Source organism: Actinoplanes sp. NPDC004185 (assembly GCF_053603475.1).
The window spans coordinates 1-23,799 of the sequence record NZ_JBSGFR010000037.1; the positions used below are offsets into that span (position 1 = coordinate 1).

General features: G+C 70.5%; 19 protein-coding genes. 14 read left to right on the forward strand and 5 right to left on the reverse strand.

The window, feature by feature from the left end; all coding sequences use genetic code 11:
* A partial coding sequence (locus tag ACWEOZ_RS31445; protein ID WP_451914286.1) for an endo-1,4-beta-xylanase occupies positions 1-257 on the reverse strand: 257 nt, incomplete at its 3' end.
* A gap of 256 nt (positions 258-513) precedes the next feature.
* On the opposite strand from ACWEOZ_RS31445, the gene ACWEOZ_RS31450 reads away from it, so the two are divergent.
* The 9 genes from ACWEOZ_RS31450 (at position 514) to ACWEOZ_RS31490 (ending at position 11,741) form a co-directional block, all read left to right on the forward strand.
* The gene (locus ACWEOZ_RS31450; RefSeq protein ID WP_451914287.1) at positions 514-669 is read left to right on the forward strand and encodes a hypothetical protein; all 156 of its coding nucleotides are present in this window, start codon (positions 514-516) and stop codon (positions 667-669) included.
* A gap of 39 nt (positions 670-708) precedes the next feature.
* Positions 709-1,386 carry a hypothetical protein gene (locus tag ACWEOZ_RS31455; RefSeq protein WP_451914288.1) on the forward strand — a complete coding sequence of 226 codons (678 nt, stop codon included), beginning with the start codon at positions 709-711 and terminating at the stop codon, positions 1,384-1,386.
* Positions 1,383-1,736, forward strand: coding sequence for a transcriptional regulator (locus ACWEOZ_RS31460; protein WP_451914289.1), 354 nt, complete (start codon positions 1,383-1,385; stop codon positions 1,734-1,736). The genes ACWEOZ_RS31455 and ACWEOZ_RS31460 overlap by 4 nt, the downstream gene beginning before the upstream one ends.
* A complete protein-coding gene (locus ACWEOZ_RS31465; protein WP_451914290.1) occupies positions 1,736-2,914 on the forward strand; it encodes an alpha/beta hydrolase family protein in 1,179 nt (392 codons plus the stop codon). Before ACWEOZ_RS31460 ends, ACWEOZ_RS31465 begins: the two co-directional genes overlap by 1 nt.
* A gap of 193 nt (positions 2,915-3,107) precedes the next feature.
* Entirely contained in the window at positions 3,108-5,702 is a 2,595-nt protein-coding gene (gene rph / locus ACWEOZ_RS31470; RefSeq protein ID WP_451914291.1) for a rifamycin-inactivating phosphotransferase, read from the forward strand.
* A 111-nt stretch (positions 5,703-5,813) separates the two neighbouring features.
* Positions 5,814-6,638: an ABC transporter substrate-binding protein gene (locus ACWEOZ_RS31475; RefSeq protein WP_451914292.1), complete on the forward strand. Its 825-nt coding sequence runs from the start codon at positions 5,814-5,816 to the stop codon at positions 6,636-6,638.
* Positions 6,635-7,441, forward strand: a complete 807-nt coding sequence (locus ACWEOZ_RS31480; protein WP_451914293.1) for an amino acid ABC transporter permease — start codon at positions 6,635-6,637, stop codon at positions 7,439-7,441. Before ACWEOZ_RS31475 ends, ACWEOZ_RS31480 begins: the two co-directional genes overlap by 4 nt.
* Before the next feature lie 5 nt (positions 7,442-7,446).
* Positions 7,447-8,223 (forward strand): amino acid ABC transporter ATP-binding protein, encoded by a 777-nt coding sequence (locus ACWEOZ_RS31485; RefSeq protein ID WP_451914294.1) that lies wholly within the window; start codon positions 7,447-7,449, stop codon positions 8,221-8,223.
* 167 nt (positions 8,224-8,390) lie between these two features.
* A complete protein-coding gene (locus ACWEOZ_RS31490; RefSeq protein WP_451914295.1) occupies positions 8,391-11,741 on the forward strand; it encodes a family 16 glycoside hydrolase in 3,351 nt (1,116 codons plus the stop codon).
* Positions 11,742-11,807: 66 nt separating this feature from the next.
* Here ACWEOZ_RS31490 and ACWEOZ_RS31495 read toward each other — a convergent pair whose 3' ends face one another.
* Positions 11,808-14,615 carry a TIM-barrel domain-containing protein gene (locus ACWEOZ_RS31495; RefSeq protein WP_451914296.1) on the reverse strand — a complete coding sequence of 936 codons (2,808 nt, stop codon included), beginning with the start codon at positions 14,613-14,615 and terminating at the stop codon, positions 11,808-11,810.
* 194 nt (positions 14,616-14,809) lie between these two features.
* On the opposite strand from ACWEOZ_RS31495, the gene ACWEOZ_RS31500 reads away from it, so the two are divergent.
* Positions 14,810-16,777, forward strand: coding sequence for a methyl-accepting chemotaxis protein (locus tag ACWEOZ_RS31500; protein ID WP_451914297.1), 1,968 nt, complete (start codon positions 14,810-14,812; stop codon positions 16,775-16,777).
* 76 nt (positions 16,778-16,853) lie between these two features.
* On the opposite strand, the gene ACWEOZ_RS31505 is transcribed toward ACWEOZ_RS31500, so the two are convergent.
* Positions 16,854-17,492, reverse strand: a complete 639-nt coding sequence (locus ACWEOZ_RS31505) for a DUF4360 domain-containing protein (protein ID WP_451914298.1) — start codon at positions 17,490-17,492, stop codon at positions 16,854-16,856.
* A 193-nt stretch (positions 17,493-17,685) separates the two neighbouring features.
* A complete protein-coding gene (locus ACWEOZ_RS31510) occupies positions 17,686-18,393 on the reverse strand; it encodes a Clp protease N-terminal domain-containing protein (RefSeq protein ID WP_451914299.1) in 708 nt (235 codons plus the stop codon).
* Positions 18,394-18,528: 135 nt separating this feature from the next.
* Here ACWEOZ_RS31510 and ACWEOZ_RS31515 point away from each other — a divergent pair, with 135 nt between their 5' ends.
* From ACWEOZ_RS31515 to ACWEOZ_RS31525, 3 genes are read left to right on the forward strand one after another with little or no spacing between them, the layout of a single operon-like run.
* On the forward strand, positions 18,529-19,752 hold the full coding sequence (locus tag ACWEOZ_RS31515) for a serine hydrolase domain-containing protein (RefSeq protein ID WP_451914300.1): 1,224 nt from the start codon (positions 18,529-18,531) through the stop codon (positions 19,750-19,752).
* Positions 19,753-19,756: 4 nt separating this feature from the next.
* Complete coding sequence (locus ACWEOZ_RS31520) at positions 19,757-20,434, forward strand: TetR/AcrR family transcriptional regulator (RefSeq protein WP_451914301.1); 678 nt, start codon at positions 19,757-19,759, stop codon at positions 20,432-20,434.
* 3 nt (positions 20,435-20,437) lie between these two features.
* Positions 20,438-21,352 carry an aldo/keto reductase gene (locus ACWEOZ_RS31525; protein ID WP_451914302.1) on the forward strand — a complete coding sequence of 305 codons (915 nt, stop codon included), beginning with the start codon at positions 20,438-20,440 and terminating at the stop codon, positions 21,350-21,352.
* 9 nt (positions 21,353-21,361) lie between these two features.
* Here ACWEOZ_RS31525 and ACWEOZ_RS31530 read toward each other — a convergent pair whose 3' ends face one another.
* Positions 21,362-22,183 carry a DeoR/GlpR family DNA-binding transcription regulator gene (locus ACWEOZ_RS31530; protein WP_451914303.1) on the reverse strand — a complete coding sequence of 274 codons (822 nt, stop codon included), beginning with the start codon at positions 22,181-22,183 and terminating at the stop codon, positions 21,362-21,364.
* A gap of 294 nt (positions 22,184-22,477) precedes the next feature.
* Between ACWEOZ_RS31530 and ACWEOZ_RS31535 the strand changes: the two genes are divergently transcribed.
* Positions 22,478-23,767: an ABC transporter substrate-binding protein gene (locus ACWEOZ_RS31535; RefSeq protein WP_451914304.1), complete on the forward strand. Its 1,290-nt coding sequence runs from the start codon at positions 22,478-22,480 to the stop codon at positions 23,765-23,767.
* Positions 23,768-23,799 lie beyond the last annotated feature (32 nt).

Below are 23,799 nucleotides of genomic sequence, written 5' to 3' on the forward strand. Positions count from 1 at the left end.
CTGTAGGTGAAGCTGCCCCGGGCCGGTTCGGTGGCGTCCCACTTCATCTCGTTCTCAGGGGTGACCGCGTTGAACTCGCTGTTCAGGATCCGGGTGTAGGTCGCATCACCCAGCCGGCCGGCCGCGATCGCCGCACCGAAGTAGCGGCCCTTGGCGGCCGCGGAAGCGCCCAGCGTGCTGGCGGCCTCGGCGGAGCCGACGACCGCGATGCTGGCGGCGACGACCACACCCGCGGTCGCTGCCGAGAGCAGCAGCATGCGTCGTTTTCCTGAGGAGGTTCGGAGCTTCATGAGGAGATGTGCCTTTCCGGCGCGGCGAGGACGGCGAATGGCGGGGATACGTCGGTCCCCCCAGCGGCCACGAAAAAGATGAGAGCGTTAACAGCCTGATGCGAGAGATTGCCAGATTGTTTCCACGCATTCAAGTGGCATCCTTCGATGTCTTTCATTGTTCCTGGTCAGGGCGGCATCAGCGGATCAGCGACTTTCTCGATGCGCCGGTCATAACAGGTAATTGATTTCCGCCATTGACGGCCTGGAATGCAATGTCAGCTTTCCCGGACAACGCCGCTACGGTCGGCCCGGCCCCGACGGCGGGATCGCCCGGGGCGAGCGGCGATCGATCGAGGAGCTGCCGGTGACCGAACCCGCGCCGTTCGCCACGGCTTGAGAGCTAGCGCAAATCGGTTTGCCGTGGAAACCTGTTGGCATGACCACTGAATCGATGTCCGCCGGCGGCGACCCCCGCCGGCTTCTGTCGGACGTCCGGGGCCTGACCCGCCGGGTACGCCTGGACCAGCGGCTGACCTGGCTGGCGCTGCTCGTGCTGGGCCTGGTGACCCTGGCCGGGATCCCGTTCGACTGGTTCGGCATGCGGCTGAACTGCGCCCCGGACGGCAGCTGCGAGTTCGCCCGGCGCGGCGTGCTCTTCTACTGGCCGCCCGCCCTCGTGCTGGCGTACGCGGGGATCGCGATCAGCTACATCCGGGCCGCCCGGGCGCGGGGGCTGGGCGCCCGGGTGCTGCCGTACGCGATCACCGGCGCCGCCCTGACCGTCCTGTTCACCGCCGCCTGGGTGGCGGCCGCTCTGTACTTCCCGGACCACCCGGTGCGGTTCCCGTCCTGGGTGCTCGTGGTGGACCGGCTGATCGCGCCGTGGGGGGTCATCGGGGTCGCGCTGCTGGTGCTGGCCCGGGTGGAACGCAACCTCGCGTTGCTGCTGTTCACCCTCGGATATCTCGCGGTGGCGCTGACGTTGCCCACCAACGAGGGGTGGGGGACCGCCTGGGGCATCCGGACCGACTTCGCGATCCCGCAGGTCATCTGCGGCATCGTGCTGCTGCTGGGCGCGACCGGCTTCGCGGTGGCCCGCCGGCGGCATCGGTGACCGCCGAGGCGCCGGAGCCGCGGACGGCGTCCGGGCATCCGGTCACCGGGCTGGACGAGGTCGTGCACCAGCGGGTGCGGCTGGGGATCCTCGCCATCACCCATGAGGCCCGCCGGGTCGAGTTCAGCTACCTGCGCCATCAACTGGACCTGACCGCCGGCAACCTTTCCAAGCACCTGAGCGTGTTGGAGATGGCGAGCCTCATCGACGTGGAGAAGGGCTACGAGGGCCGGCGTGGCCGCACCTGGATCACGCTGACCGCCGCGGGCAGCACCGCGCTCGCCGAGGAGATCAAGCGGCTGAAGCTGCTCATCACCCAGATCGAGAGCACCGACACCCCGGAGGACTGATGACCACCGCCCTGACCCGCCGGCACCTGCTCACCGCCGCGATCGCGACCGGCGTCGCCGTGCCGCTCGGCGCCGGCCCGGCCCGAACGGCCCATGCCGCGCCCGGCCCCGTACGGCTGAAGCTGCCCGCACCCACCGGGCCGCACCGGATCGGCACCGTGTCGTTGCACCTGGTCGACCGGTCCCGCCCGGACCCGGTCACCGGACGGGGGCACCGGGAGCTGATGATCAGTGTCTGGTATCCCGCCGCTCCCGGCGCCCGGAGTCATCCGGTGGCGCCGTGGATGACCGCCGCGCCGCTGCGGGCCCTGCTGGCCGACAACGGCTTCGATCCCGAGGTCGCGGCCGGACCCCGCACGGCCGGGCATGAGGATGCGCCCGTGCTGCGGGGTGGGGACCGCCGGCCCGTGATCGTGTTCTCCCACGGCTCCGGCGGTCACCGCTCGGAGACCACCATCGTGGTGCAGGAACTCGTCAGCCACGGGTACGCCGTGGTGACGGTCGACCATCCGTACGACTCCTACAGTGAGTTCCCCGGCGGGCGGCTCACCGTGCCCGGCGACGACGTACCGGTGACGCCGTGGGACCACGCGAACGACGTCCGCTTCGTGCTCGACCGGATCGAGGACCTCGTAGCCGGACGCAACCCCGACGCCGGGCGCCGCCGGTTGCCGGCCGGTCTGGGGGCCACGCTGGACACGCGCCGCGTCGGCATGTTCGGCTGGTCGAAGGGCGCGACGGCCACCGCCCTGGTCATGAACACCGACCGGCGGGTGCGGGCCGGGCTCAGCCTGGACGGCCCGATGCAGTCGCAGCCGCCGGTGACCGGGCTCGACCGGCCGTTCATGCTGATGACCGCCGAGTTCAACCGGGCCGCCGAACCGAGTGTCGAGGAGTTCTGGTCGCTGCTGCGGGGCTGGCGGCTCAACGTGCAGGCGGAGGGCGGGCTGCACGGGGCGTACTGCGACCACCAGTGGCTGGTTCCCCAGCTGGCGACGATCACCGGGATGAGCGACGACGAGCTCGCCGGCTGGATCGGCACTCTGGACCCGGCCCGGGCGGTACGGATCCAGCAGGCGTACCCGCTCGCCTTCTTCGACCGGCACCTGCGCCACCGCCGAGGACACCTGCTCGACGGTCCGAGCCGGGCCTTCCCCGAGGTGCGTTTCCTGCCCTGAGCCGGGCCCGGGAAGAAGTGGCGGGTGAGATAAAAGCAAAGGCAAGGAGAGATCTCCCTGCCACTTCTAACGTATAGCGCAGTGGGGGGCTTGCGGCAAGACCCCGGTGGTGGCGCAGAATCGTCCGCCGAGACCACCACCTGCGGAAATGGGGACACGACGTGCGGATGTTGTCGGCCGATGAGCTGCCCCGGTGACCGGGCGGTACGTGCTTGATCTCGACCGGATCGACGGGACGCGGGCTGCGGTGGCCGGTGGCAAGGGCGCGCAGCTGGGGGCGTTGTCCCGGCTCGACGGCGTCCGGGTGCCGGCCGGCTTCTGCGTGACGACCGACGCCTTCCGGCGGATCCTGGCGGAGGCGCCGTCGACCGGCGGCCGGCTCGATCAGCTGTCGGGCCTGGACCCGGACGACCGGGACGGGATCCGCACCCTGAGCGCGGAGATCCGCCGGAGCATCGAGGGGATCACCGTCCCGGAGGATCTCGCTGCGGACATCACCGGCGCGCTCGTGGAGCACGGCGAGCAGGCCGCCTACGCCGTACGGTCCAGCGCGACGGCGGAGGACCTGCCCACGGCCTCCTTCGCCGGCCAGCAGGACACGTATCTGAACGTGGTGGGGCCCGCGGCGATCCTGCAACACGTCAGCCGGTGCTGGGCCTCCCTGTTCACCGAGCGGGCCGTGATCTACCGCCGGCGCAACGGCATCGACGACCGTACGGTCGGCATGGCCGTGGTGGTGCAGCGGATGGTGTTCCCGCGGGCCTCCGGCATCCTGTTCACCGCCGACCCGGTCACCGGAGACCGGCGGACCGCCACTGTGGACGCGGGCTTCGGCCTCGGCGAGGCCCTGGTCTCCGGCCTGGTCAACCCGGACGTCTACCGGGTGCGCCGGGACGAGATCGTGGCCCGGACGATCGCCGCGAAGGAGCGGGCCGTGCAGGCCCGGCCCGGCGGCGGTACGCAGCAGGTGGCGATCGATGCAGACCGGCAGGAGCAGCCCGCGCTGACGGACCCGCAGGTCCTGGAGCTCGTACGACTGGGACGGCGGATCGAGGCCCACTTCGGCCGCCCGCAGGACATCGAGTGGTGCCTGGCCGAGGACGGCTTCCGGATCGTGCAGAGCCGCCCGATCACGACCTTGTTCCCCGTGCCCGCCGCCGACGACCAGGTGAACCGGGTGTACCTGTCCGTCGGTCACCAGCAGATGATGACCGACGCCATGCGGCCCCTGGGCTGGTCCATGTGGCAGCTGACGGCCATGGCGCCGATGCACGAGGCCGGCGGGAGGCTGTTCGTCGACGTCACCCGGGCCCTGGCCACGCCGGCCGGCCGCACCGGCCTGCTGGAGATGGCGGGCCGGTCCGATCCGCTGACCCGGGACGCACTGGAGACCGTCCTCAGCCGCGACTTCGTCCCGTTGTCCCCGGACGCGGGTCCCGGCCGGCCGGCCGCCGGAACCGGGCCCGCCCCGATCGAGACCGATCCGGCCATCGTCACCGAGCTCATCGCTCGCAGCGAGGCGTCGGTCGCTGCCCTGCAGCGCGACATCCGTACGCGGACCGGGCCGGCTCTGTTCGACTTCCTGCTGGAGGCGTTCGAGGAGCACAAGCGGGTCCTCAGTGATCCGGTGAGCATCCAGGCGATCATGGCCGGCATGGAGGCCACCTGGTGGCTCAACGACCGGCTGCAGGAGTGGCTGGGCGAGAAGAACGCGGCCGACACCCTGACCCTGTCCGCCCCGGGCAACATCACGTCGGAGATGGGGCTGGCACTGCTGGACGTCGCCGACGTGATCCGCCCGTACCCGGAGGTGGTGGCGTTACTGCGGGGCGTCGGGGACGAGGGGTTCCTGGAGGAGCTGCCCAAGCTTGCGGGCGGGACCGAGGCGCGCGACGCCATCGAGGCCTACCTCGACCGGTACGGCATGCGCTGTGTCGGCGAGATCGACATCACCCGGCCACGCTGGCGGGAGCGCCCCGGCACGCTCGTGCCGGTCATCCTCGACAATGTCCGCAACTTCGAGCCGGGTGCGGCCGGGCGGCGTTTCGAGCAGGGGCGGCGGCAGGCGCAGGAGAAGGCCCGGGAGGTGCTCGAACGTCTGCGCGCGTTGCCGGACGGCGAGCAGAAGGCCGGCGAGACCGAGCGGATGATCGACCGGGTCCGCACCTTCATCGGTTACCGGGAGTACCCCAAGTACGGCGTCATCTGCCGCTACTTCCTCTACAAGCAGGCTCTGCTGGACGAGGCCGGGCGCCTCGTGCGGGACGGTGTGCTCGCCGGGGAGGAGGACATCTACCACCTCACCTTCCAGGAGCTCCACGACGTCGTACGGACGCGCCGGGTGGACGAGCGGCTCATCGCGCGGCGCAAGGAGGAGTTCCGGGCGTACCAGGCGCTCACGACGCCGCGGGTGCTGACCTCGGACGGTGAGGGGATCGCGGGGTCGTACCGGCGCGACGACCTGCCGGCCGGTGCCCTGGCCGGGCTGCCGGTCTCCGGCGGGACGGTCGAGGGCCGGGCCCGGGTCGTCCTCGATCTGGCGCAGGCCGACCTGGAACCGGGCGACATCCTGGTCACGCCCTTCACGGACCCGAGCTGGTCGCCGCTGTTCGTCGGGATCGCCGGCCTGGTGACGGAGGTGGGGGGCCAGATGACCCACGGCGCCGTGATCGCCCGGGAGTACGGCCTGCCGGCCGTCGTCGCCGTGCCGCGGGCGACCCGGCTCATCCGCGACGGCCGGCGGATCCGGGTGCACGGCACCGCCGGCTACGTCGAGCTGCTGTCCTGAAGATCGTTGTGTCGAAGACCTCGTCCTCCCGTAGGGCATAGATGCTCTTGATCGCCCTGGACTAACCTGGCATCGCCCGCCGCGGGCGTGGGCCGGGACCGGGAGAAGACCATGAACATGCAGGGAACGAGTCGCGCGGCGGCCCTCGCGGCCGCCGCGGTGCTGGCGATCAGCGGCGTTGCTGGCTGCGCCAAGGAGGACACCGGAGGCACCACCGACAGCGGCGTGGCGCTGGTGAAGTCCGGGGTGCTGACCACGTGCACCCACCTTCCGTACGCGCCGTTCCAGTCCAAGGACGCGTCCGGCAAGGTCGTCGGCTTCGACGTCGCCCTCGTCGACCTGGTCGCGGCCAAGCTCAAGGTGACCCAGGAGATCGTGGACACGCCGTTCGAGGGCATCAAGTCCGGTTCCGACCTCAACGCCGGCAAGTGCGACATCGCCGCGGCCGGCATGACGATCACCGAGGAACGCAAGAAGGTGCTCGACTTCTCCGACCCGTACTTCGACGCCACCCAGGCGCTCGCCGTGCTCACCGGCAAGGAGGTCAAGACGCTGGAGGAGCTGGCCGGCAAGCGGCTCGGCGTGCAGGGCGGGACCACCGGCGAGGAGTACATCAACGCCCAGGTCAAGCAGAAGAAGCTGGACATCGAGGTGGTGTCCTACCGCGACCTCGCCGCGCTGCAGCAGGCGCTGGCCACCAACCAGATCGTCGCGGCCGTCAACGACCTGCCGGTGTGGAACGAGTACATCAAGGCCAACCCGGGCAAGGTCGTCGTCGCGACCGGCTTCGACACCGGCGAGCAGTACGGCTTCGCGGTCAAGAAGGGCAACGCGGCGCTGCTCAAGGTCGTCGACGAAGCCCTCGCGGCGGCCCGGTCCGACGGCACGTACGACAAGATCTACAAGAGCTGGATCGGCGAGAAGCCGGTCGGTTGATCCGCGACATGGTCATGAGCCGTCGCCGGCGGCAGCGGATCGTCCGCGTCGCCGGCTATGTCGTCTTCGCGCTGGTGATCGTGGCCGCGGTGAGCGCGGCGGACTGGGGCCGGCTGTCCGAGGCGTTCTTCCGGCTCGACGTCGCCGGGAGCATGTTCCCCCAGGCGGTCACCGTCGCGCTGCGCAACACCATCGCGTACACGTTGCTGGCGTTCGTCTTCGGTCTCACCGTCGGGCTGGTCCTGGCCCTGATGCGGCTGTCGTCGATCCTGCCGTACCGGTGGCTCGCCACCGCCTACATCGAGTTGTTCCGCGGCCTGCCCGCCCTGCTGGTGCTGTTCATGGTCGGTTACGGCGTGCCGCTGGCCTTCCCGGACCGGGAGATCCCCGGCGGGGTCTACGGCTCGGTGACCGTCGGTCTCGGCCTGACCGCCGCCGCCTACATGGCGGAGACCATCCGGGCCGGCATCCAGGCGGTGCCCAAGGGGCAGCTCGAGGCCGCCCGTACGCTCGGCATGTCGCACACCCGCGCGATGATCTCCATCGTGCTGCCGCAGGCGTTCCGGATCGTCATCCCGCCGCTGACCAACGAGATCATCCTGCTGACCAAGGACACCTCGCTGGTCTACGTCCTGGGCGTGACCCCGACGACGATCGAGCTGACCAAGTTCGCCGGCGACGCGCTCAACACGCGGGTCAACCCGACCCCGCTCGTGGTGGCCGGTCTGCTCTATCTCGTGATCACCCTGCCACTGTCCCAGCTGGTCCGCGGGCTGGAGCGCCGGGCCCGGAGAGAGAGGTGAGCACGATGTCCACCATCGAGATCGCCGGCCTGCACAAGTCCTTCGGCCGGCTCGAAGTGCTGCGCGGCATCGACCTCTCGGTCGATCCGGGCGAGGTCGTCTGCGTCATCGGCCCGTCCGGCTCCGGCAAGTCCACGCTGCTGCGCTGTGTGAACCTGCTGGAGGAGCCCAGCGCGGGCACGATCCGGGTGGCCGGCGTCGAGGTCACCGACCCGGACTGCGACATCGATGCCGTCCGCCGGGGCATCGGCATGGTGTTCCAGCAGTTCAACCTGTTCGGTCACCTGACCGTGCGGGAGAACGTCACCATCGCGCAGCGGCGGGTCCTCAAGCGCAGCCGGGCCGAGGCCGGCCGGATCGCCTCGGTGAACCTGGACCGGGTCGGTCTGGCCGACAAGGCGGACGCGTATCCCGCGCAGCTGTCCGGCGGCCAGCAGCAGCGCGTCGCCATCGCCCGGGCGCTGGCGATGGACCCGCAGCTGATGCTGTTCGACGAGCCGACCAGCGCCCTCGACCCCGAACTGGTCGGCGAGGTGCTCGCGGTCATGCGGGGCCTGGCCGCCGAGGGCATGACCATGCTCGTGGTCACCCACGAGATGGCCTTCGCCCGGGAGGTCGCCGCGCGCGTCGTCTTCATGGACGACGGGGTGATCGTCGAGCAGGGCCCACCGGCCACGGTGTTCGGCAGCCCCCGCGAGGAGCGCACCCGCGGGTTCCTGCACCGGGTGCTGGAGCCCACCCGGGTCAGCGAGACGGAGATCGGCGCTCACCTGACGGACTGACTTCTGAAGAAAAATGCAAAAGTTCATAGCTGCATAACCAAAGTTGTGGACTTTGATGCAGAAGGAGCCTAGCGTCCAGACATCGATGGTCGTCGACCCTCGATCCCGACCGTCCCGGTGTCTGGGGAGAGCGCTCTATGAGAATGTCGATGTTCACCCGTCCCCGTATGTCTCTGCTGGTCGGCGCCGCTTTGCTGACCAGCCTGCTGCAAGCGGTCCCCGCCGCTGCGGCCGTCCCGCCCCAGCAGCCCGGCGTCACGCTGCGCACCTTCGACCTGCAGACCGCGCGTGACCGGATCTGCACCCTCAAGTCCGGCCAGACCCCGAACGTCGACAAGCTCATGCCGACGGTCAACTGGAGCACCGCAGCCGACTTCGGCGTCGAGGACAACTTCCAGGCCGAGGTGATCGGCAACGTCACCATCCCCACTGCCGGCCTGTACACGTTCCGGCTCACCAGCGACGACGGCTCACGGCTGCTGATCGACGGCGCGACCGTCATCAACCACGACGGGCTGCACGGGGTGACCTCGATGGAGGGTGGCATCACCCTCACGACCGGATACCACAGCCTGCACATCGACTACTTCGAGGCGACCGGCGGCCAGCAGCTCACCCTGGAATGGCGCCAGCCCGGCGCCACCGCGTTCACGCTCGTGCCCGGCTCGGCGCTGAGCACCGACGCCGGCGTGGTCCGGGTGACCGCGCCCGGGCGCAAGGAGTGCGAAACGGCGGGGGACAGCCCGGGCGACGGCCTGCCGCTCAACGCCGTGCACCCCGGCTACACGCTCACCAACCTGCGCCCGGCCGGCTTCCAGCCGCAGGTGAGCGCGATGGACTGGTTCCCCGACGGGCGCCTGGCCATCGCCACCTGGGGCGGCAGCGACACCGTGGCCGGTGAGGTGTACGTCCTCAGCGGCGTCACCGGCAGCACGTCGCCGAGCCAGGTCACGTACAAGAAGGTCGCGAGCGGGCTGCGCGAGCCGATGGGCCTGAAGATCGTCGACGGCAAGATCTACGTGTCGCAGAAGCACGAGCTCACCGAGCTCAACGACACCAACGGCGACGGCGTCACCGACCAGTACCGCCGGGTCGCCACCTGGCCGTTCGACGGCAACTTCCACGAGTTCGCGTTCGGCCTGCTCTACAAGGACGGCTACTTCTACCTGAACCTGTCCGTCTCCATCGACCTCGGCGGGGCCACCACCCAGCCGCAGGGCTCACCGAACCGCGGCACCAGCCTGAAGATCAACCGTTCGACCGGTGCGGTGGAGTACGTCGCCGGCGGCCTGCGCACCCCCGACGGGCTGGGCTGGGGGCCCGAGGGCGACATCTTCGTCCTGGACAACCAGGGCGGCTGGCTGCCCGCCTCGAAACTCGTGCAGATCAAGCCGAACCGCTTCTTCAACCACTACACCAACCCGGACGGCCCGTTCGACAACCAGCCGGTCACCCAGCCGGTGCTGTGGTTGCCGCAGAACGAGATCGCCAACTCGCCGAGCACCCCGGTGATGCTGAACTCGGGACCGTACTCGGGCCAGATGCTCTTCGGCGACGTCACGTACGGCGGCATCCAGCGGGCCTTCCTGGAGAAGGTGAACGGCCAGTACCAGGGTGCGGTCTTCCGCCTGACGCAGGGCCTGGAGTCGGGCGTGCTGCGGCTGAGCCAGGGCCCGGACGGCGCGCTCTACTACGGTGGGCTCGGCGCCGGCGGCAACTGGGGCCAGGAGGGCAAGCTCACGTACGGGCTGCAGAAGCTCACGCCCAACGGGACCGCGGTCTTCGACATCAAGGCGATGCGGGCGGTCGCCGGCGGCTTCGAGCTCGAGTACACCCAGCCGGTGTCGGACAGCACCGCCGCCCAGCTCGCCGCGCGGTACCGGGCCGAGCAGTGGCGCTACGTCCCGACCCCGTCCTACGGCGGCCCCAAGGTCGACGAGGAGTCACTGGCGGTGGCGTCGGCGACGCTGTCGGCGGACCGGCTCAAGGTGACGCTCAAGCTCAACGGGCTCAAGCCGGGCCGGGTCGTGCACGTCCGCTCCCCGCGCCCGTTCACCTCGACGTCGGGCACCTCGCTGTGGAGCACCGAGGCCTGGTACACGCTCAACAGCCTCGCCGACGGCACGACGCTGCGCACGGACCGGGTCGAGGCCGAGAACGCCGGCCTCAGCGGCACCGCGGGCGTGGCCTCCGACCACACCGGCTACACCGGTTCCGGCTTCGTCGCCGGCTACGGCTCGGCCGGTGCGGCCACGACCTTCAGCGTCGACGTGCCGTCGGCCGGGTCGTACCCGGTGGGGCTGCGCTTCAGCAACGGCCCGAACCCGTCGGCCGGTGCCAAGACCCTGAGCCTGTACGTCAACGGGAGCAAGGTGAGCCAGGTCAGCCTGGCCGACACCGGTAACTGGGACACCTGGGCGACCAGGACCGACACCGTGACCCTGCGGGCCGGCGGCAACACGATCGCCTACAGGATGGACACCGGCGACATCGGCAACGTCAACCTGGACAGCCTGACCGTGGGCGCCGGCGGGGGCAGCACGGCGACCACCCCGCGGACCGGCACCCTCACCGGCATCGGCGGCAAGTGCGTCGACGTCGACAACGCCAGCAACGCCGACAAGGCGAAAATCCAGCTCTACACCTGCAACAACTCCTCCGCGCAGAGCTGGACCCGCAACGGTGACACCTTGCGGGCGCTGGGCAAGTGCCTGGACATCGACAACGGCGGCACCGCCGACGGCACCAAGGTGCAGCTGTTCACCTGCAACAACAGCGCCGCGCAGGTGTGGCAGGCCCAGGCCGACGGGTCGCTGCTCAACCCGCAGTCCGGCAAGGTGCTCGACGCCGCGGGCGGTGCGAGCGCCGACGGCACCCAGCTCCAGATCTGGACGCCGGCGAACGTCACCCAGCAGAAATGGACCCACAACGGCACCAGCCGGGTGACGCTGTTCGACGGCGGCAACCTGCAGGCCTTCCAGAACGCCGACGGCAGCGCACCGACCTGGCCGATCTCCGGCGGCTCGGCCGAGGTCCTCGGCGGGGACCTGCGCACCAAGCAGACCTTCGGCGACTTCAAGCTGCACGCCGAGTTCTGGTTGCCGAACCTGCCGGCCGACGTGACCGGGCAGGCCCGGGCCAACAGCGGCATCTACCTGCAGGACCGCTACGAGGTCCAGATCCTCGACTCGTACGGCAAAGCGACCCCGGCCGACAACGACAGCGCGGCGATCTATCTGAAACGAGCGCCGTCCACGAACGCGGGGACGGCCCCGGAGACGTGGCAGACCTACGACATCACGTTCCGGGCCGCCCGCTACAGCGGCACGACCAAGACCGAGGACGCCCGCGTCACCGTGGTGTGGAACGGCACGACGGTGCACAACAACGTCGCGATCGACGGTCCCACCGGCAACGGCGCCGCCGAGGGACCGGACATGCTGCCCATCCGCCTGCAGGACCACGGCGACCCGGGCGCCAATGTCCGCTACCGCAACCTCTGGATCGAACCCGCGTAACACGCGAGCGGCGGGTGCCGGGCCTGGAGGCGGCCCGGCACCCGCCGCTTCGCGGTCCTGCCCCGATTACGGCCGGGCCGCTCCGGAACGGACGAAGACCGGCATCGTGTCCAGCGTCGTGGTGACCGAGGCGCTGGTGCCGCCCGCGTACCGCTTGCCGGTGAAGTAGTCCGTCCAGGTGCTGCCGGGCGGGAACCACACCGTCGTGGCGGCGGTGGCCCCCGGCGTGGTCACCGGGGCGACCAGCAGGTCCGGGCCGTACAGGTACTGGCTGCCGGCCGTCGCGTAGGCCTCCTGCTCGCCCGGGTACGCCAGGTACATCGGCCGAACGATGGGTGTGCCGGTGCGGGTGGCCTCGGCCGCCGCCGCGTACGTGTAGGGCTGGATCTTCTTGCGCAGGTTGAGGAACTTCTTGGCCGAGGCGTTCGCGGCCGGGCCGTACTGCCAGGGCAGCCGGTCGCTGTGGTTGGAGTGCAGCCGGTCGATCGGCTGGAACGTGCCCAGCTGGACCCAGCGGGCGTACAGGTCGTCGGGCAGTTTGGTGCTGCCCGGCTCGCTGCCCGGCTCCTGCAGCCCGCCGGTATGCCCGCCGATGTCGTGGCTGATAGCGGCCAGCCCGGTGGCCGCCGACTCACCCGGGGTGTAGCCGACCTCGAACCGCAGCGTCTCCCAGTTCGAGATGGTGTCGCCGGTGAAGTGCAGCGTGGTCCGCTTGTCGGCCCACGGCCCGGTCGGCACCGGGCCCGGGTTGCCGTAGCCGCCGGCCTGCAACGACCCGTACGCCCGGGAGAAAGCGAAACCGGTCTTGTCGGCGTACTGCTGGTTGATCCAGGCGTCCGGGGTGACGCCGGGCAGCGTGGAGCGGGAGCTGTCGCAGCACCAGTCCAGCCACCAGAAGTCGACGCCCGCGGCGCCCATCTGGTCGTGCAGCCACAGGTACGCCTTCAGCTGGTCCGGGTCACCGAAGTCGAACACGTAGCAGTCGGGGCCGCCGTTGCAGCCGGCTTTCTGCAGTTTGCCCCGGGCCAGCTGCTGGGCCTTCGGGAAGGCCGGGTCGGAGCCGAGGATGCTCGGGTGGATGTTCAGGCCGGTGTGCACGCCCCGGGAGCGCAGCCCGGCGGCGAACGCCTTCCAGTCGGGGAACCGGGTGGCATCGATGGACCAGCCGTTCCACTTGTCCGGCGCCTTGAAGTCGGTGTCCACGACGAGCACGTCCAGCGGCACGCCCTCGCCGGCGAACCGGGACACCAGGCCCTGGAACTCGGCCGCCGTCCGGTCGTAGTACTCCGAGTACCAGACGCCGTACGCCCAGCGGGGGAGCAGCTTGGTCGGCCCGGTCAGGGTGGACAGCTCACGGAGTCCGCGCCGGTAGTCCTGGCCGTACGCGAAGACGTACCCGTCCTGGCCCGCGGTCCGGCGCTGGGTGACGGTGCCGGTGGCCGGGCGGTAGAGCGCCGACGCCGAGTCGTCGAGCAGCGACCAGCCGTCCTGGTGGAGCAGTCCGCCGTAGGTGCGCGCACCGCCGTTGACGTTGTCCAGCCCGCGGCGGTAGCCGCCGAGCGGCGCGTGCGGGGCGAGCGGCGGCGCGCCCTTCGCGGTGACCGCGACGGTGTCCACGTTGACGTTGCAGCTCTGGTCGGTGGGACAGCCGAGCGCCACGGTGTTCGTGCCGGCCCGCAGGGCGACCAGCACCGACTCCGTACGCCAGTAGTCCCAGCCGCTGGTCGGCGGCAGCGTGGCCGTGGCCGGTGCGGTGTCGTTGGCCGTCACCGCCATCGTCCGCGTCTGCACGGGTTGGCCACCGGCCTGACCGTTGGCGTAACGCACCTGCACCCGGTAGTCGCCCGCGGCCGGCACGCCGGTCACGGTGAGGGCGACCCCGGCCCCGGTCCGTTCCAGCCCGGCCACGAAGCCCTCGCCGGAGTAGCCGTTGTGGTCGTCGGCGAGCCGCGCGCCGCCGGTCAGCCCGCCCAGGTCGGCCTCGCACACCGCGCCGAACGCGCAGGGCTGCGGGACGGCCGGCGTGGGTGCGGGGTACGCCGCACCCGGCGCGAGCACGGCCAGGCTGTCTATGTTGACGTTGCCGGAGTCGGTCGGCGTCCGCACCAGGCCGACCTCGTGCCGGCCGGCCGGCAGCTCCAGCGGTACGGCGGCGAGCGCCCAGGTGTCCCAGTTGGCGGTGGGCGGCAGGGTCAACGTGCCCGCCGCGACGCCGTCCACTGTGACGGTCAGAGTGCGGGCGACGTTCTGGCCGTCCCCGCCGGTGCTGTTGGCATAGCGGACGGTGAGCTGCTGAGCGCCCGCGGCCGCCGGGGTCACGGCGAAGGTCAGCGAGTTGCCCGCGCCCTCGAAACCGGCGACGAAGCCCCGGCCGGTGTAGTCGCGGTGGTCGGTGGCCGCGCTCAGGCCGTTGAGCGCGAGCGCCTCGGCCTCGCACAGGACGCCGGGCGCACAGTCGGGAGCACCGAGACCGGCCCAGGGTGCGGCGGTCACGGTCTGCCGGCCGGCTTTCAGGCGTACGGTCAAGTTGTCGGCGGTGAACGGCCCGGAACCGACGCGGTAGCGCAGGGTGGCCGCGCCCGTGTCGATGGTCAGCCAGCCGTGCGAGACCCGCCTGGTGAACCGGGCCGGCCGGAAGTCGTCGCGCCCGATCACGTTGTAGGTGTCCGCGTCGGTGAACCGGCCGCCCGGGGCGTACTCGGTTCTGATCAGGGTCGGGGAGAGCACCTGGAAGCGGGCGTTCCCCGAGGTGACGGTGTGCGACTTTCCGGGGGTGGCCCCGGCGGGGCCCGGCGTACTCAACGCCAGGCCGCTCGACACCAGGGCCAGGACGGCCGCGGTGGCGACCCTCCGGCGAACACGATCAGGCACCATGAGCTCCATCGGTAGGGAGTGAGACATCTCGATGACAACGGTGTCACCCCGCGTGACCGAGGTCAATGGATCATGCCCGGTCGTGCCCTTTCCGGCGCCGGCCGCCGGTGTGACGGCTCAGGAGCCGGCGCCAGGCGTCGATCTTGCTGAGGGGAAGCGTTTCCCCCGGTCAGTCAGTCCCGGAAGGAGCGTCCGTGCGCCGTCCTCGTTTCACGATCAAGGTGCGGGTTGTCGCCAGCATGGTGCTGGTCCTGGTGATCTCGATGCTGGCGGTCGTCTCGTACATCACCGGCCGTAACGCCGCCGACGCCCGCCGGGCGGGCTTCGCCTATGCCGACGAGGTGGCCGGGCGCAACGCCGCCCAGGTGCAGCAGCAGCTCGCGGCCGGGCTGGGGACCGCTCGCGACATGGCGCAGGTGCTGAAGGCCACCGGTACGTCCGGAGGAGACCGGCGTACCGTGAATGCCCAATTGCAGGCGGTTCTCGGTGTGCATCCCGACTACCTCGGCACGTGGACGGGCTGGGAGCCCGACGCCTTCGACCAGCGGGATGCCGCCTTCCGCAAGGCTGACGCCGGGCACGACGCCACCGGACGGCTGGTGCCCTATTGGTTCCGCGACAACGGCAAGATCAGCCTCTCGCCGCTGACCGACTACGACAAACCCGGGGCCGGCGACTACTACCTGATCGCCAGGAACAGCGGTGCCGAGAAGGTCATCGAGCCCTACGTCTACAACGTCGGCGGCCAGGACGTCCTGATGACCTCGGTGGCCGTGCCCATCGAGCGCGGCGGTGCGGTCGTGGGTGTCGGCGGCATCGACATGGCGCTGAACCGGCTGCAGGAGCTGGTCTCGGGCATCCGGCCGCTCGGCACCGGACGGGCCGTGTTGCTCAGCACGGCGGGAGCTGTGGTCGCCGGCGGGGACAGTGCCGCCGCCGGCAAGCCCGCGGATCAGAGTCTCGCCGCTCTGGCGGCCGGTGCCGTCCGAGCGGGCCGCCCCGCCCAGCGGGTCACCGGCAGCGGCGACGACGAGATGCTCGAGATCGCCGCTCCGGTCCCGCTGGGCAGCAGTGACACCTGGACACTGGTGGTGTCCGTGCCGACGGCCACGGTGCTGGCGGACGCCTACGCCACCCGCCGGGTCAGCATCATGCTCGCGGTCGGTGCCGTCCTGCTGGCCGCGCTGGCCGCTTTCGCGGTCGCCCGCACCATCGTGCGTCCGATCGAGCGGCTCCGCGATCGCATGATCGAGATCGCGGACGGCGACGGTGACCTGACCCAGCGGGTCCGGGCCGACCGCGATGACGAGGCGGGACAGCTGGCGGAGGCCTTCAACCGGTTCGTCGACAAAGTCGTCACGACCATCCGCGGCATCGCGGGGACGGCAGTCACGCTCACCGCCGCCGCGGACAACCTGACCGACGTGAGCACCCGGCTGCGGGGCAGCGCGTCGGAGGTGTCCCAGCGGGCCGGTACGGCGAGCTCCGCCAGCGAAGAGGTCAACGCCGGGGTCCAGTCCATCGCCGCCGGGGCCGAGCAGATGAGCGCCTCCATCGCCGAGATCGCCACGAACGCCACCCAGGCGGCCCAGGTGGCGGCCCAGGCGATGATCGCCGCGGACACCACCAACGCCCAGGTGGCCGAGCTCGGCACGGCCAGCGCGGAGATCGGGGACGTGGTCAAGCTGATCACCAGCATCGCCGAGCAGACGAACCTGCTGGCCCTCAACGCCACCATCGAGGCGGCCCGGGCCGGCGAGCTCGGCAAGGGCTTCGCGGTCGTCGCCGGAGAAGTGAAGGACCTGGCCCAGCAGACCGCCAGGGCCACCGAGCAGATCACCGCCCGCATCGGCGCGATCCAGTCCTCCAGCGGCTCCGCGGCCACCACCATCGGCGACATCGCGCAGGTGATCACCAGGATCGGCGACTACACCACCACCATCGCGTCGGCGGTGGAGGAGCAGACCGCCACGACCGCCGAGATGACCCGTACCGTCACCGAGGCGGCGGCCAGCAGTGGCGAGGTGGCCCAGACGGTGTCCGGTGTCGCCGAGGTCGCCTCGACCACCGCCGACGGTGCCCGGGCCACCCAGCAGGCCGCCGGCGACCTGGCCGAGCTCGCCGGCGACCTCACGAAGCTGGTCGACACGTTCCGTTACTGACAGCCGAGGTGCCGCCCCTCCAGTGCCTCATCGGCACCGGAGGGGCTTTCCCAGGAGAAGACCACGGACGGAACTGTCAGCACTTCTTCCAGGCGACGTGGTACACGGTGTCGAGGTTGCCGTCGGTGGAGTCCATGGTCAGCATGCTCGTGGTCCTCTTCTTGTCGGACCAGCCGGCGTTGACGCGCAGTTCGTTGTTGACGTTGAGGTAGCGCTCCTCGCCACAGGGCCGGTACGACAGGGAGCTGATCCCGACGGTGTCGGTGCGCTGCCAGTCTCTGTCGATCGGGCCGGTGAAGTCGTGCCGGATCCGGCTGGTCCGCGACTCACCCTGGAAGTAGTAGAACGCCGTCTGGGTGGCGGACGCTCCGCGTTCCAGTCGCGCGTAGCCGCGGTAGTCGGTGCTGGCGATCGCGTAGGTGTAGCCCTGCGGGACGTGCACGTTCAGGCCGAGCTGACAGTTCTTGCGGAAGTCGGTCGGCTTGGCACCGGCCCCCACCTGGGCGGTGAACTCGCTGTAGGTGACGGTGAACGCCTTGCTGTCCGGTGACACCGTCACTTCCGCCGTGCCCCACGGGCAGCCGGACCCGTTCGCCGAGACCACATCGATCTTCATCTTGCCGCTGGGTGCCGGCGTGGGCGCCGCGTGCGCGGGTGCCGCGGTCGCGGCGAGCGAGGCGAGCAGCGTGGCGGTTGTAGCGAGGGCTCTGAGCATGGTGATCCTCTTCAAGAGCGCGGATATCGGTAGGTGACCCGTGCGGGCGCCGTGAGACAACCGGCGGTACCGCGCCCATAAAGTAAGCTAAGAGCGCTATGTCCGATATGCGAAGACCCGTCCGGATGATCACGAAGGAGTGAGACCGGGCCACTTCCGAGCCGAGTGGTTGATCAAGGCATGGTCCGTTCGGCTACTTCAGGTCGGCGGTGACGAACGCCTCGGCGGCGGCCTTGTCGACGCCGAGGCCGGCGAGCACTCCGGTGCCGTCCTCGAGCTCCAGCAGCGCGAGCAGGATGTGCTCGGTGCCGACGTGGTTGTGGTTCAGCCGCAGGGCCTCCCGGAAGGTCAGCTCCAGGCCTTTCTTGGCGTGCGCGTCGAACGGGATGAGCGCGGGCACGGGATCGGCCGCCGCCGGCAACGTCGCGGCGGCGGTTTGCCGGACGCCGTCCAGCGGGACGCCCTGCGCGACGATCGCCCGGGCGCCGAGCGCGGCCGGGTCGGCCACCAGGCCGAGCACCAGGTGGGCCACGCTGATCTGGTTGTTGCCCCGGGCCCGTGCTTCTTCCTGCGCCGTCACGACGGCCTTCCGGGCCCGGTCGGTGAAGCGGCTGAATCCCTGACTGGCGTCCAGGTCCGGCGCCTCGCCCTTGGGGACGAAACGCTTCTGGGCGGCCTGCTTGCTGACCCCCATGCTGCGGCCGATCTCGGTCCAGGAGGCGCCGGAGCGGCGCGCCTGGTCGACGAAGTGCCCGATCAGATGGTCCGCCACGTCACCGAGGTGATCGGCGGCCAGGACCGCGTCGGAGAGCTGGTCGAGGGCGGTGGAGTGGCTCTTCTTGATGGCCTCGATCAGGTCGTCGAGCCGGACCGAGGCGGTGACGGTTTCAGGAGTTGTCATGCCGTCAACCATAGGTTGACGGCATCGGTTCGTCAACCCAAGGTTGACGAACGGCGGTTTCCCGCTCGACACGAGCCGAATCGGCTGCTACTTTCGGAACGTGTTCCTAAAGTTGACCGGCGAGGAGGCCGCATCGTGAGGATCCGATTGATGGCGTGGGCGAGCGTCACCGTGCTGGGCGTCGGCGCAGGCATGGTGGCTGCCTCGACGCGGGCCGTAGCCGCAGGTGAGGTCTCGGCTGCGCACCCGAACCTGAAGTCCGCTCTGGACAGTGTGCATCGCGCCGGGATGCCGGGCGTCTTCGCCGAGGTGCGGGACGGCAGCACGATCTGGCGCGGCGCTTCCGGGGTCGCCGACCTGCGCACCGGCCGTCCGGTCGAGCCCGGCATGCGGCACCGCGTCGGCAGCCTGACCAAGACGTTCACCGCCGTCGCCGTCCTGCGGCTGGTCGAGCAGGGCCGGATCGGGCTCGACGCGCCGATCGGCCGCTACCTGCCCGAGCTGGTGCCGGGGGAGCGCGGCCGGCAGGTCACCGTACGGATGCTGCTGAACCACACCAGCGGCTTCCCCGAATACCTCCCGTACGCCTTTCCGTCGCTGCAGCCCTCGCCGTCCGGCCCCTCGGGCGACAGCCTGGACGACAACCGGTTCCGGCAGTTCGACCCCATCGAGCTGATCAGGATGGGCGTGACGGCGCCTCCGGCCGGCGAGCCGGGCAGCACTCCGGGGACCTACTCCAACACCAACTATCTGCTGCTCGGCCGGCTGCTGGAGCACGTGACCGGCATCCCGGCGGAGCAGTACATCACCCGGGAGGTCATCGACCGCGCCGGTCTGCGGCACACCGGGTTCCCCACCGGCACGCGCATCAAGGGCCCGCACCCACGGATGTACGAGGCGCTGTTCGGCCTCATCGACCCGCCCCGCGACTACAGCGTCTACAACATGTCCTGGGTGTCGACCGGCGCCGGCCTGATCTCGACCGTGGCCGACCTCAACACCTTCTACCGCATGCTGCTGGGCGGCGAGATCCTCCAGCCGTCCTCGCTGGCCGAGATGCAGCGCACCGTGCCGGTCATCAGCCAGACCGGCGAACCCATCACGTACGGCCTCGGCCTGCACAAGTTCACGCTGCCCGGTTGCGGCCCCCTGTGGGGCCACGACGGCACGGTGTGGGGCGCCGGAACGATGTCCCTGCACAACGCCGACGGCAAGCGCCAGATGACGGTCGCGGTGAACCTGGCCCGGTGGAACCGGATGGACTCCTCCGGGAAGCCTCAACCTCATCCCATCGACGACGCGCTGAGGGCCTTCTCCGGGGAGGCGATGTGCGGTGCCGCGCCGGGGGCAGTTAGATGAGGTGGTGTCCCCATCCGCCGCACCGCAGGGCCGCACTGGCCGGCCGCCGGTCACGTCCCGGGCGCAGATCCTGGCCACGGCCCGGCAGCTCATCGATCAGGACGGCTGGGCCAAGCTGACGATCCGCCGGCTGGCCGCCGAGCTCGGCATCGGCGCGACCACGCTGTACCACCACGTGCGGGACAAGGAGGATCTGCTGCTCCTGCTGCTCAACGCGTACGCCGAGCAGATCCCGCGGCCGGAGCCGGCCGGTGAGCCGGGGGACCGCATCGTCGCCGCCGCGACAGCGCTGCACGACGGCCTGGCGGCCTGGCCGTGGGCCGCGGAGGTGCTGACCGCCGACGGGTTCGTCGGCCTGCTCGGTGAGCCGGCCCTGGAGCTGGTCGAGACCATCGTGGCCGGGGCCGTCGACCGCGGGTGCACGCCGGCCCAGGCCGTCGACCTCTTCCGCGGCATCTGGTACTACACGGTCGGCGAGATCCTCGTGCGCAGCCACTCCGATCGCCGCCGCCCCGGTGACGACCGGCCCCGGTACAGCGACATCGACTTCGGCAGCTTCGACGCGGCCCGGCTGCCGCACCTGGCCGCCATCGGCGAGCAGTGGCCGGCCCTGGCCGCACGCGACACGTACGCCGAGGGTCTCCGCGCGTTCGTCGGCGGTTTCCTCGGGAAGGTGCTCTGAGCCATGACAGTCGTCGACCGGCTGGCCGGGGCGTCGCGGATCGGGCTGGGGCTGGCCGCCGTCGGCCGCCCGGGTTACATCAATCTCGGCCGCGAGGCGGACCTGCCGGCCGGGCGGACGGTCGAGGCGATGCGGGAACGGGCCCACGAGCTGCTCGATCAGGCGTACGCGGCCGGTGTCCGGTACGTCGACGTGGCCCGCTCGTACGGCCGGGCCGAGGAGTTCCTGGCCCAGTGGCTGCGGGCCCGGCCGGACGCCGACGACGTCGTGGTCGGCAGCAAGTGGGGTTACACCTACGTCGCCGGGTGGCGGGTCGACGCCGAGGCGCACGAGCTCAAGGACCACAGTGTCGCCACGTTCGACCGGCAGCTGGGGGAGTCCCGGGCGCTGCTGGGCGACCGCCTCGACCTGTACCAGATCCACTCCGTGACCCCGGACAGCCCGGCGTTGCACGACGAGGTCCTGCACCGCCGGCTGGCCGATCTGGCCGCCCGGGGCACCGTGATCGGGTTGTCGACCAGTGGTCCCGCGCAGGCCGGGGCGATCCGCGCCGCGCTCGGCATCCGGGTCGGCGGGCGCCCGCTGTTCCGCAGCGTGCAGGCGACGTGGAATCCGCTGGAGCCCAGTGCCGGCCCGGCCCTCGCCGAGGCGCACGACGCGGGCTGCCTGGTGATCGTCAAGGAGGCGCTGGCCAACGGCCGCCTCGCGGCCGGCGGCGCCCCGGCCGACGCGGTGGCGCTCGCCGCGGCGTTGCAGCAGCCGTGGGCGACGGTCGTGCTCTCCGGGGCGGTGACCGGTGACCAGCTGGCCTCGAACCTCCGGGCGCAGACGCTCACCGTCGATCCCGCCCGGTGGCAAGGGCTGGCGGTGCCCAGCGCCCGCTACTGGCATGAACGGTCGCAGCTGCCCTGGACCTGAGGCCGGGCCTCAGGCGCTTCGGGCCGCCGGGGTGATCAGCTCCACCTCGTTCGCGGCGAGGGCCTCCCGCAGGTCGGCCGGCGGTGCGGTGTCGGTGATCAGGTAGTCGGCCGCGCCCAGCTCGGAGACCTGCGCGAACAGCCGGCGACCGAACTTGGAGGAGTCGGCCAGGATGGCCACCCGGGCCGCGCGCGAGATCATCTCCTGCATCATCGCCGCCTCGGCCAGGTTGCTGGTCGTGTAGCCGGCCTCGGCGGAGACCGCGCCGACGCCGATGAGCGCCAGGTCGCAGCTGATGTCGAGCTCGGCGCCGCCGTTGGCCCGGAAGCTGACCGGCCCGATGGTGGCCAGGGTGAGGGTGCGCACCGCGCCGCCGAAGACGTAGATGTCGCGGACCGCGGCGGGGGGCAGCGCGCCGGGCAGCAGCAGATTGTTCGTCGCCACCGTCAGGTCGCGGTGCTGGCCCAGATTGCGGGCGACCGCGAGGGTGGTCGTCCCGCCGTTGATCATGATGGTCGAGCCGTCCTGGACCAGCGCCGCGGCCAGTGCCGCGATCTTCTCCTTCTCCTGCTCCTGCAGGGCGAGCCGCTGGTCGACGGCACGGTCGGTGCGCGAGATCGTGGACAGGCTGACCGCTCCGCCGTACGTGCGCACGAGCACCCCGTCGGCACTCAGCTGGTCGAGGTCACGCCGCACGGTGTCGATGGAGACGCCGAAGCGCTCAGCCAGCTCGCCCACCGTGACCTGACCGGTCTCGGCGACGTACGCGGCCAGCTGGGCCTTACGACCGGCGGGCAGATGCCGCTGCCGCTCGTCCTTGTCGACGCTCACTGCTTCCCCTTCGTCAGTGCGGCAGTATGCCACAACCGCGCGAACACCACGCACATCGCTGCGTAGAGCGGCGAAGAGCCGCAAGGAGGGGCACCTTCCCTCGGAGGAGGACTCTTCGGTGCCCGTCTCCAGCTCAACGCCGTCTCGTCAACCCCGCACTTCTGCCGCATGACGCAACAGTATGCCGTACTCCGCAGCTTTCTGCTGTTCTTGTCTTGTCCTCATCTGTAACACGCTGCTAACGTGGCGCCAACACAGCAGAGAACAGAAAGATCTCGATAGAAGGAGTTCGCCATGGCTCTCGGTGCATCCCGGCTCAAGCGAGTGATGGCGGCGGCCACCGCCGCCTCGCTGGTCGCCTTCGTGGCGGCGTGCGGTTCAGGCGACTCGGAGGACGCCGGCTCGGGAGGCACCGTGACGCTCGAGTTCGCCCAGTGGTGGGGAGCCGAGCTGCCGGCCGGGGACTTCGACAAGATCATCTCCGACTTCACGGCACAGAACCCCACGATCAAGGTCAAGCTGCTCAGCGCGCCGTACGCGTCGACCAAGCAGCAGCTGGTCACCGGCGCCGCGTCCAAGACGCTGCCCGACGTGGTCGGCCTGGACGGCGCCTGGGTCAACGACTTCGCCAAGCAGGGCGCCATCACCGACATGTCCAAGCTGATGACCGACGCGAGCTACGACGCGTCCCAGCTGGCCAGCCAGGTGCAGATCAAGGGCAAGACGTACATGATCCCGGTGGTCAACTTCGTCTACCCGCTGTTCGTCAACAAGGACCTGCTCACCAAGGCCGGCGTCAGCAAGGTGCCCACCACGCGCACCGAGTTCCTGGACGCGGCCAAGAAGATCAGCGCCTCCGGCGGCAACGTCAAGGGCTGGGCGCTCCCGCTCGACACCGCCGTCCCCAACGGCGTCCAGAACGACGTCATGTCCTGGCTCTGGGCCTCGGGCGGCAGCATGCTGGCCGACGGCAAGCCGGCCCTGACCAGCCCGCAGGTCAAGAGCACGGTGGAGTACGTGAAGAGCCTGAACGACGCCGGGGTCATCGCCCCCGGCTCGCTCACCATGAAGGAACAGGACAAGGTCGAGAAGTTCACCAACGGCCAGGTCGGCATGATGATCGACTCGCTCGCGCACATCAACCTGATCAAGAAGAACAAGCCGGACCTGAAGTTCGAGGTGGCGGCCCTGCCGGCCGAGGACGGCTACACCGGCAAGCGCGGCATCCCGTACGCGTCCTGGGGGATCGGTGTCTCGAACTCCACCAAGCACAAGGCCGAGGCGTTCAAGCTGGTCTCGTACCTGATGAGCCAGGAGACCAACGCGAAGCTGAGCACCATCGCCAACGGCTTCCCCGGCAACAAGAACGCCAAGCCCGACTTCGGCACCAGTGACCCGATGTTCAAGTCCGCCTTCGACATCTACCAGCAGGGCTACCCGGCCAACGAGTTCGTCGGCCTGCCCAAGTCCGAGGACCTGATGCGCAGCTTCGACGAGCAGTTGCAGCTGGTGCTCACCGGCAAGGCGAGTGTCGACGACGCCCTCGCCAAGTCGCAGGAGTCCTGGTCGTCGGTGATCGAGTAGCTCGCCCGGATGCCGCGCCGGTCCGGCGCGGC